8 protein-coding genes and 1 rRNA gene are annotated in these 8,959 nt (G+C 44.4%); all 9 read left to right on the plus strand.

Annotated features, from left to right (window positions below):
- The first annotated feature begins 6 nt into the window (after window positions 1–6).
- Window positions 7–1,452, plus strand: coding sequence for an Asp-tRNA(Asn)/Glu-tRNA(Gln) amidotransferase subunit GatB (gene gatB, locus G9G57_RS11485; RefSeq protein ID WP_016820259.1), 1,446 nt, complete (start codon window positions 7–9; stop codon window positions 1,450–1,452).
- 134 nt (window positions 1,453–1,586) lie between these two features.
- The gene (locus tag G9G57_RS11490; RefSeq protein ID WP_016820258.1) at window positions 1,587–2,048 is read left to right on the plus strand and encodes a GNAT family N-acetyltransferase; all 462 of its coding nucleotides are present in this window, start codon (window positions 1,587–1,589) and stop codon (window positions 2,046–2,048) included.
- 59 nt (window positions 2,049–2,107) lie between these two features.
- Window positions 2,108–2,821 (plus strand): MgtC/SapB family protein, encoded by a 714-nt coding sequence (locus G9G57_RS11495; RefSeq protein ID WP_016820257.1) that lies wholly within the window; start codon window positions 2,108–2,110, stop codon window positions 2,819–2,821.
- 83 nt (window positions 2,822–2,904) lie between these two features.
- A complete protein-coding gene (locus G9G57_RS11500; protein WP_164964953.1) occupies window positions 2,905–3,549 on the plus strand; it encodes a hypothetical protein in 645 nt (214 codons plus the stop codon).
- Window positions 3,550–3,556: 7 nt separating this feature from the next.
- Window positions 3,557–4,960, plus strand: a complete 1,404-nt coding sequence (locus G9G57_RS11505) for a DUF4097 family beta strand repeat-containing protein (protein ID WP_017425938.1) — start codon at window positions 3,557–3,559, stop codon at window positions 4,958–4,960.
- Window positions 4,961–5,068: 108 nt separating this feature from the next.
- A complete protein-coding gene (gene perR, locus G9G57_RS11510; protein ID WP_017425937.1) occupies window positions 5,069–5,500 on the plus strand; it encodes a peroxide-responsive transcriptional repressor PerR in 432 nt (143 codons plus the stop codon).
- Between the two features lie 186 nt (window positions 5,501–5,686).
- A complete protein-coding gene (locus tag G9G57_RS11515) occupies window positions 5,687–7,405 on the plus strand; it encodes a glycosyl hydrolase family 18 protein (RefSeq protein ID WP_164964954.1) in 1,719 nt (572 codons plus the stop codon).
- Window positions 7,406–7,461: 56 nt separating this feature from the next.
- The gene (locus tag G9G57_RS11520) at window positions 7,462–8,397 is read left to right on the plus strand and encodes a nucleotidyltransferase-like protein (protein WP_052132615.1); all 936 of its coding nucleotides are present in this window, start codon (window positions 7,462–7,464) and stop codon (window positions 8,395–8,397) included.
- Window positions 8,398–8,895: 498 nt separating this feature from the next.
- A 16S ribosomal RNA gene (locus tag G9G57_RS11525) occupies window positions 8,896–8,959 on the plus strand; the annotation flags it as partial.

Here is an 8,959-nt window from a genome sequence, read left to right on the forward strand (position 1 = left end):
CTATTCATGTCTACAACTACATCTAAGTATGAGACGGTCATTGGACTTGAAGTCCATGTGGAATTGCATACGAAGTCCAAAATATTTTGTGGATGCTCGACATCCTTCGGAGCACCGCCAAACTCTCATACGTGTCCGGTCTGTCTAGGACATCCGGGGGTATTGCCGGTATTGAACCGTCAAGCCGTTGATTATGCGATGAAAGCGGCAATGGCGCTCAATTGCACCATCGCTGATGTCAGCAAATTTGACCGCAAAAACTATTTCTACCCCGATTCACCGAAGGCTTACCAAATTTCGCAATATGACCAACCGATCGGTGAGCATGGCTGGATTGATATTGAAGTGAACGGTGAAACCAAGCGTATCGGCATTACCCGGTTGCATCTGGAAGAGGACGCGGGGAAATTAACCCACGTTGATGGTGGCTATGCGTCTTTGGTTGATTTTAACCGGGTCGGCACACCGTTGGTTGAAATCGTTTCGGAGCCGGATATATCTTCGCCGGAAGAAGCCAAGGCTTATCTGGAAAAAATACGTGCCATTATGCAGTATTGTGACGTATCCGATGTGAAGATGGAGGAAGGCTCGCTTCGTTGCGATGCGAATATCAGTCTTCGTCCGCATGGACAAAAAGAGCTGGGAACCAAAGCGGAACTGAAAAACATGAACTCCTTCCGTGGCGTACAGCGCGGACTGGAATATGAGCAGTTCCGGCAAGAACAGACGCTGGACGAAGGTGGAACGATCGTACAGGAAACACGTCGCTGGGATGAGGCACAGGGTAAAACACTGTCCATGCGTGGTAAGGAACAGGCGCACGACTATCGTTATTTCCCGGACCCGGATCTCGTTACACTGCATATTGATGAGGAGTGGAAAGAGCGTATCCGTGCTTCGATTCCTGAATTACCCGACCAGCGTAAAGCACGTTACACTTCGGAATATGGATTACCTGAGTATGATGCACAGGTAATTACGTCCTCCAAGCCATTGGCTGATTTGTTCGAGGATAGTCTTCAGTACACCAAGGATGCCAAAGCCGTATCCAACTGGATTATGGGGGATTTACTCGGCTATTTGAACAGTGCTAATGTAGAATTGTCGCAGGTTAAATTGACAGGTCGGGGCTTGGGTGAAATGATCGGACTACTGGAGAAGGGTACGATCAATAGTAAAATTGCCAAAACGGTCTTCAAGGAAATGCTGGAAAGTGATAAACTGCCACAGCAAATTGTTGAAGAAAAAGGGCTTGTACAAATCAGTGATGAAGGTGCAATTCTGACAATTGTCGAACAAGTTGTAGCAGCCAACCCGCAATCGGTCGAGGATTACAAAGCTGGCAAGCAAAAGGCCATCGGCTTCTTGGTCGGTCAAGTGATGAAGGAGAGCAAGGGCAAAGCTAACCCTGGCCTCGCTAATAAGTTGCTGACAGAAGTGTTGAACCGTTAATGGCATAGTTATGACAGGGGCTTGTCTTTTAGGGACAGGCCCCTTTTGCATAGGTGCAAAGACACGAATGGGGCATCAAACACGTATTAGAAGCGTGATGACATATGATGAGTTTCCTTAGGAGGGCAAACAGCATGGTTACCCTATGTTCATTGGAAGATGATAATATTGTCAGTCAGATATGGCGTCTTCAGCATGTCGCTTATAGACTGGAAGCTGAACTGATTGGATTTGATGAGATTCCTCCACTGATGGATACATTGGAGACGCTGAGAAGCTGCGGGGAGTCTTTTTATGGGTGGCTGGAGGATGATGAACTGCTAGGAGCACTAGCTGTGCAGTCTGAGTCATCTGGTTCGCTTACCCTTACACGTATGATGGTTCATCCAGATCATTTTCGCAAAGGGATTGCGGACTCCTTAATGAAGCATGTTTTGAATGAATATCGAAATGTCCCCCTGTTTATCGTCACCACTGGAACTTTAAACACTCCTGCGGTGACGCTTTATCGAAAACATGGTTTTCGCTCCGTTTCCGCGGCAGAAGTGGCCCCAGGCGTGGAATTAACCACCTACCATTTGCATAACGTGGAATAATACTCACAAACCGCGTGCCCGGACAGGGAAGCACGACATAACCGGGAGGAGAGACTCGAATGAATAATCCGTGGATTATAGATGATTCACATATCATTTTACGGCTATTACTGTCCATGCTTCTCGGTGGATTCATTGGCTTTGAGCGAGAACGTTCCAATCATGCTGCTGGTTTGCGGACTCACATTATGGTCAGTCTTGGATCGGCGCTGATTATGCTACTCTCCATTTACGGCTTTGCTGATTTTATTAAAGAAGCTAATGTGCGTATAGATCCAGCTCGTTTGGCTACGGCGGTGATTACTGGCGTAGGCTTTTTGGGCGCAGGTACGATTATGTTCACAGGTAAATCCATTACTGGACTCACAACGGCGGCTTCCATTTGGGTCGTAGCTGCCATTGGCCTTGGGGTCGGAGCAGGCTTCTATTTACCCTCTATAGCGGCAACTGTGCTCGTATTTTTAAATTTATGGGTGTTCAACAAATTAGAACTTCGGTATATGCGTGGACGCAAGCCTCATCTTATTACACTGTACGGATTGTCCTCTCACGGATTGCTCGATCAAATTTCGACTTATTTAGAGCAGGAAAAAGTGGAAATACGTAAAATCATGATTAAAGAACATGAAAATGTTCCATTTCATGAATTGCACCCGGATCGTCAGAGTATGGAGGTTTCCCTGGAGGTGCTGGCCCGACATGACTTTAATCCGGTGCGTATTGCAGCTGATTTACGACAATGGGAAGATATAGCTGCCGTCTCCGTTGAGTGATCACAACCCTTTTTTTTACAGTTACTATCAAATCTGATTGGGGTACTATGTAACCATCAAAGTATTTTACAGCGGAGCTACGTATGGAATTCAAAGGGGAGGATGGCATGAACTCGGAACAACCGTTACCGTCGGGAGAGCCCGGACAGGCTGAACAGCCACATGGACAGAAACAGCGGGAACGTCTGCAATACGCTAAATTTCGCAAAGTAATTGCCATTATCATGGCAGCACTGATACCTGGAATGGGACATCTTTTTTTAGGACTATTTATTAGGGGGCTTACATTTATTGTATTGCTCCTGCTAGATATTTTTGCGATGCTGTATGTTTCCTCCGATGGATTGAGGATTAACATCCCATTACTAATTTTGCTTGGCTTGTTCATACCCGTTTTATATTTTTATAATGTATATGATGTCTTACAGTCAGCGGATTACATGGTTCGTTATCGGCGCAAGCCAGATCGATATGCACGAATGGATGCTAGAGGTCAGCAAAGTAGTCCATTTTATGCGTGGGAAAGAGGCTTTGCTTTTGCTGTGCTATTGGTGGCAGGCGGTGGACTTATGATTCTGTTCCGCATGAAACCGCGCTGGTTAAGCATTTTCTTCGAAGATTATGGGTTCCTGACGCTGGCCATTATATTAATGATAATCGGTTTATTCCTTTTTCTAAGGGAAGCCTTTCTATCCTTTAAACGTAAAAAGTTGAAAGAAAGAGGGTGAAGCAGGCGTGCACCGCAAAATAAGAGTCGGCCGCTACACCTCTTCGCTTCTGTTGATGGCTGTAGGCATTTTGCTGATTGTAGATGTGCTTCAGAACACGGAATATATGCTCCAGCTCCTTGTGTGGTGGCCTGTAATCTTTGTGCTTTGGGGTCTGGAGTATCTGATTTTTTTTGGCGTGTATTATCGCAAAGAGGGCAAGCCTGACAACGGACGACGTTTCAGACCTGACTTGAAGGGGATTCTGTCCGCTTTGGTAGTGGCTGCTTCGGTTTTTATCGTGACCCAGCAAAACCATTATATGTACCTGTGGAACCGGGTTAGTCTCAATCTGACATCGGCTTCTATGGATTTTAGCCAGGCTAAAGAGAATCGGTATGATATGGGTGGTATGCTGATACCTGTAACTATGCAGACATCCGATTTAGTAGTTGATTCAGTGAATGGGGATATAACACTAATCAGAAGGCCGGTGTCCAATATTGAGGTACGCGGGACTCTATGGGTGGATCAAGCGCCTGCTGCCGAAGCGGACAAGATTGCTCAAGCTTCTTCACTGACTTCTACCGATGGCAAGACCATCCAGATTCGTCCGGAGGTACAGTCATACGGAGCATCAAGTAAACGTCAGCCTCGAATGAACATGTTGATCACCGTGCCAGAGGATCGGCGCTTCAATATGCAGATTAGAACCTCCAACGGGAATATTACCTTGAATGGAGTAGACGCTATCGACAGCATCCGGCTTGAGAGTGGTAATGGGAATCTCACAGTTAATGACGCTATCGGCAATGTCAAAGGAGGCACCCTGAACGGTCAGATTAGATTGCATCGGATTTCCGGAGATGTGGATGTACGCACGAACCGTGGCGATATGCAGGCAGGGGATATTGAAGGGGCCTTGTCACTCCACACTATGGTAGGTGACATTCAGGTCGCTCGTTCGGAAGGGGATATTACCGTTGATACTCAAAATGGTGACATGAATGTGCTGAATTCTACAGCCAAGCTGAATGCAAATTCGCTTAATGGCGCTATCAAAGTGCATAGCGAGCAGGTAGGTGGAGATTGGAAAATATACAGTGCTGTCGGTGATATCGTATTGGATCTTCCATCGAATGGAGATTTTCAGTTAGAGGGTTCAAGCAGTTATGGTAATCTTCAGTCTGATTTTCCATTTAAGATAGACAGTAAAAGCATTTCAGGTCAAAACGGGGATGGCAAATATGTGATTAACGTAGAGGGTAACAGCAATTTAACCATTAAAAAGTTACTGATGCCGTCGTTACCCGACTTGGATGAATCCGGAGGATCGACTGCACCCGATGCAACTGGAAGTTCTCCAGATGAACCTGAAGTTCCTGCGACCGATACTTCTGTAGGAACATCCGGCGACAATACGGCGCGTTGACAAGATTCTTGAGTAGACCGTACAATGTGAGTAGCTTTAGAAGTGAATTGTAAATAGATGCGTGGTAATTGATAGGATTGCAAGTAAGGGATAAGGCGGTGGACATATATGGCAGCACGCGTCCAGCATGCTTTGGAACTTCTGAAGAAGACAGGTGTACGCATAACACCCCAGCGCCATGCCATATTAAACTATTTAATGGAATCTATGGGGCATCCGACTGCAGATGAAATATATCGTGCGCTTGAGTCCAAGTTTCCAAGTATGAGTGTGGCTACAGTTTATAATAACTTAAAGATGTTTATAGAAGCGGGTATGGTACATGAGTTGACCTATGGAGATAACGCCAGTCGATATGATGCCAATATTTCGGAGCACTATCACATCATTTGTGAAACATGCGGAAAGATTGAAGATTTCAGTTACCCGTATTTGGCAGATGTGGAACGCCATGCTGCGTTAGAAACAGGCTTCGAGGTGCATGGACATCGTATGGAGTTACACGGAGTATGCAAAGCTTGTAGTAACAAACAATTGTAGCGAAACAAGGGATAAAAGTTTTTAGTGCGGTATGTATATATTGTAATGGATTGGAAACGTGAGGAATTCCCCATAAGTGGGGATTTACCGCGTTTTTTTGTTTAAATCACTTTGTTTTTTGTCTCAGGTAATCTGTTAAAGTTACAAAATACAGAAATCAAAATTTCTTACAATGGAGGTTCAATATTGGCCAGAAATCATTCCAGACGCCGCCGTAAACGTTCTCGATTCAAAGGAGCGGCAAGCCTGCTATTATTCGCAGCGATTATATGCGCAATTACTGTCGTATGGTATGGTAATCCTCTTCACGAGAAACCCGATTGGCAGGGGAGTGTCCGACCTATTTTTATGAAGGGCAAGTTGACCGGATATGAAACTCAAAGCTCCGGCAAGAACATGCTGATGCCGCTTAAATTGATACAAGGTCAAATTGACCCTACCATTCGTTATGAGGATGACAGCCAAACCGTCATTATGGCAACGAGACAAAGCTTGCTCCATATGAATGTTGCAAAGACACAAGGCGAACTGAATGGTAAAACATATGCACTTAGCGCCGCCCCTCAGATAATCAGTGGAGAGGTGTATATCCCCATTGAGGCTGTACGTGAAGTATATGGTATATCCATCCACGAAGACCCTGTAACAGGGGCTGTCATTCTGATGAAAGCCGGAGAGAAAGTCAGGCTAGGTAGTGTAGAAAAGAAAGATGGGCAACAGGATGCTAGAATTGCTTTACGCAAAGAAGCCTCTAGTCTATCTTTTATTTTGGCAGATGTATCACAGCAGACAAAAGTACGCATCTGGTCTCAACAGGGCGATTGGTATTTTGTGCAGTTAGACAATGGTTATGCAGGATACATGAAGTCAGACTGTATCTCTGAAGGAGAAGAACTTGTGATACCTTCGGTTAAGGACGATTTGTCAATCTCGGAGAAGCATTGGCAGGGTAAACCTGTGAATCTCGCTTGGGAAGCCGTCTATAATCGTAAGCCTGATCCTTCCAAATTTGACCCTATGCCTGGAGTAAATGTGGTGAGCCCTACATGGTTCAGCGTCGTTGATCATGAGGGTACTGTAGAAAGCAAGGCGGACCCGGCATATGTCAGCTGGGCACATCGTAAGGGCATGGAGGTATGGGGCTTGTTGAGCAACAGCTTTAACCCCGAAATAACAACAGAGGCACTATCTACCTTTGAACGTCGAAAATCGATTGTAGATCAGATGATCTCACTTGCCCAAGAAAATGATCTGGATGGTATTAATATTGACTTTGAAAATGTCCATACGAAGGATGGCCCCAATGTCACCCAATTTTTGCGGGAACTTAAACCGATGGCCCGGGAACATGATTTGATACTGTCCATTGATGTTACGCCTAAATCTCAAAGTGAGATGTGGTCTGTTTTCTTGGATCGAAAGGCATTGGGTGCTATAACAGATTATCTCATGGTAATGGCGTATGATGAGCATTGGGCGGCTAGTCCAAAAGCTGGTTCCGTCGCCTCATTACCATGGACAGAAGCGTCAATTCGGCGGATTATTCAGGAAGACGAAGTGCCGCCTCAAAAAGTGGTTTTAGGTATTCCGTTATATACCCGCGTTTGGTCCGAGACTCCCAAAGAAGGGAAGATTAAGGTCACCTCCAAATCAATTGGTATGGAGTCAGCAGCAGATATCGTAGCCCAATTTAAGTTGAAGCCCAAATTTAGAGCTTCTGAAGGTCAGAATTATGTCGAATATACCGAAGACGGTGTTGTCAAAAAGATTTGGCTAGAGGATCAGATATCCCTGAAGGCAAGAGTAGAACTTGCCAAATCACTGAACCTGGGCGGAATTGGTGTGTGGAGTCGGAGCTTTGCAGATGAAGACGCTTGGATAACACTGAAAGAAATAATTAAATAAGATAAAAAATTATACAATTGAAGAAGGAAGTCTCTTATTTATGTAGAAATGATCACATGTATCCAAATATCCAATTTAGCGGTTATAGCCGCCTTGCAGGTATGGAGGGTGAAGTGCAGCTAACCAAATTAAACCTGATGCATGATGAATTGTTGCAGGAAGATTCAATAGGTGTTATTTCGTACAGAAAGCCGGGAGAATATTTTCACGGTTCGATGTTGTATGACTTTGATGAACTCATTCTAATTATTGGAGAAGGCCGGGAGCCAGTTCAATCTATACAACACTTATTTATTAATGGACTAAAATGCCAAGTGTTGTACACAACGCTTAGTTGTCTGAAGGGTTGGATTATCGCAGGTGAACAAGCCAACATTATAGATTATGTGCTAGAAGGTCGTATGGTCTGGGAACGGGATGACAGGGTACGTCTTTTAAGACAGGAAATTATTGAATTTAACGATCCACTGCGGGAGCAGAAGCGATTTCATGAGTTCTCCCGCTTTCTGGTCAATTACGTTCAGGGTAAGAAAGCAGTGCGAGAAGGGCGGATCATTGACGCTTATCAAAGTGTTCTGAAGGCACTGGATCATTGGGCGTCTATTGAACTCATTGAACGTGGGATTTATCCAAAGGTTCACTTATGGGTTCAGATGCAGCCGCTGGATCGAACAATTGAGAAGCTGTATAACGAGCTCACATTAAGTACGGAGACTCTGGAGCAACGGGTTGAACTGGTACTACTCGCTTGTGAATTTTCAGTCATGTCAAAAATGGAGGAGTGCTCCTCTCCGCTATTCCGTATATTAGGCAGCAGACGGGAACCTTGGTCTATAGATGAACTTATGAATCATCCTGAGCTCAAGAATCTACAATTAGATCTTACCGTCGTGCTCCGTAAACTGGTTTATCGTTCGCTTATTAGAGAATCAGCCGTCGGGGAATTTAGGGATCGCGGACAAAATCGTGAACTGCGCTACTCCCTTCTTTGATGAGCGGAGGTTATTTTATCAGGAAGAAAGGTCGATAAATGATCTTTTCTTCCTTTTTTCTTATGTGATTTAGAATTTACAAGAGATTAAAAGATATAAATGATTATTTTAGCTTGACGAGTATGTAAAATATGTGCTAAGTTATAACTCGCCCCATTAAGCAACACGAATAATTTAGAACTGTCTAAAGCAGGATAAAGGGTGTTGCATCAAGCAAGGAAATAAATTTTTAAAAAAATGCTTGACGAAAAATGAGGTTATGTGTTACATTATTTAAGTCGCCGCTGAGACGCGGTGGTGAAACAAAGTGAGAGAAAATAAAGTTTGATCTTTGAAAACTGAACAACGAGTGAGTACGGATTTTATTTATAAAATCCAATGCTGAAATTTTGGTACATGCCATCTGGCTGTATGAAATGGAAGCAAAAAAGAGATATTTTATCTCGTCAGTTTCAAAATGAGCTAATCGCTCTTTCTATAACCAGCTTCGGTTGGTCTTTAATGGAGAGTTTGATCCTGGCTCAGGACGAACGCTGGCGGCGTGCCTAATACATGCAAGTCG

The sequence above is a fragment of the Paenibacillus sp. EKM211P genome (assembly GCF_011066175.1).
Lineage (GTDB): Bacteria > Bacillota > Bacilli > Paenibacillales > Paenibacillaceae > Paenibacillus > Paenibacillus polymyxa.

Excerpts from the sequence above, each read along its gene's own strand:
- gatB (WP_016820259.1), top strand. The coding sequence starts at position 7 with ATGTCTACAACTACATCTAAGTATGAGACGGTCATTGGACTTGAAGTC.
- G9G57_RS11490 (WP_016820258.1), top strand. The coding sequence starts at position 1,587 with ATGGTTACCCTATGTTCATTGGAAGATGATAATATTGTCAGTCAGATA.
- G9G57_RS11495 (WP_016820257.1), top strand. The coding sequence starts at position 2,108 with ATGAATAATCCGTGGATTATAGATGATTCACATATCATTTTACGGCTA.
- G9G57_RS11500 (WP_164964953.1), top strand. The coding sequence starts at position 2,905 with ATGGAATTCAAAGGGGAGGATGGCATGAACTCGGAACAACCGTTACCG.
- perR (WP_017425937.1), top strand. The coding sequence starts at position 5,069 with ATGGCAGCACGCGTCCAGCATGCTTTGGAACTTCTGAAGAAGACAGGT.
- G9G57_RS11520 (WP_052132615.1), top strand. The coding sequence starts at position 7,462 with ATGTATCCAAATATCCAATTTAGCGGTTATAGCCGCCTTGCAGGTATG.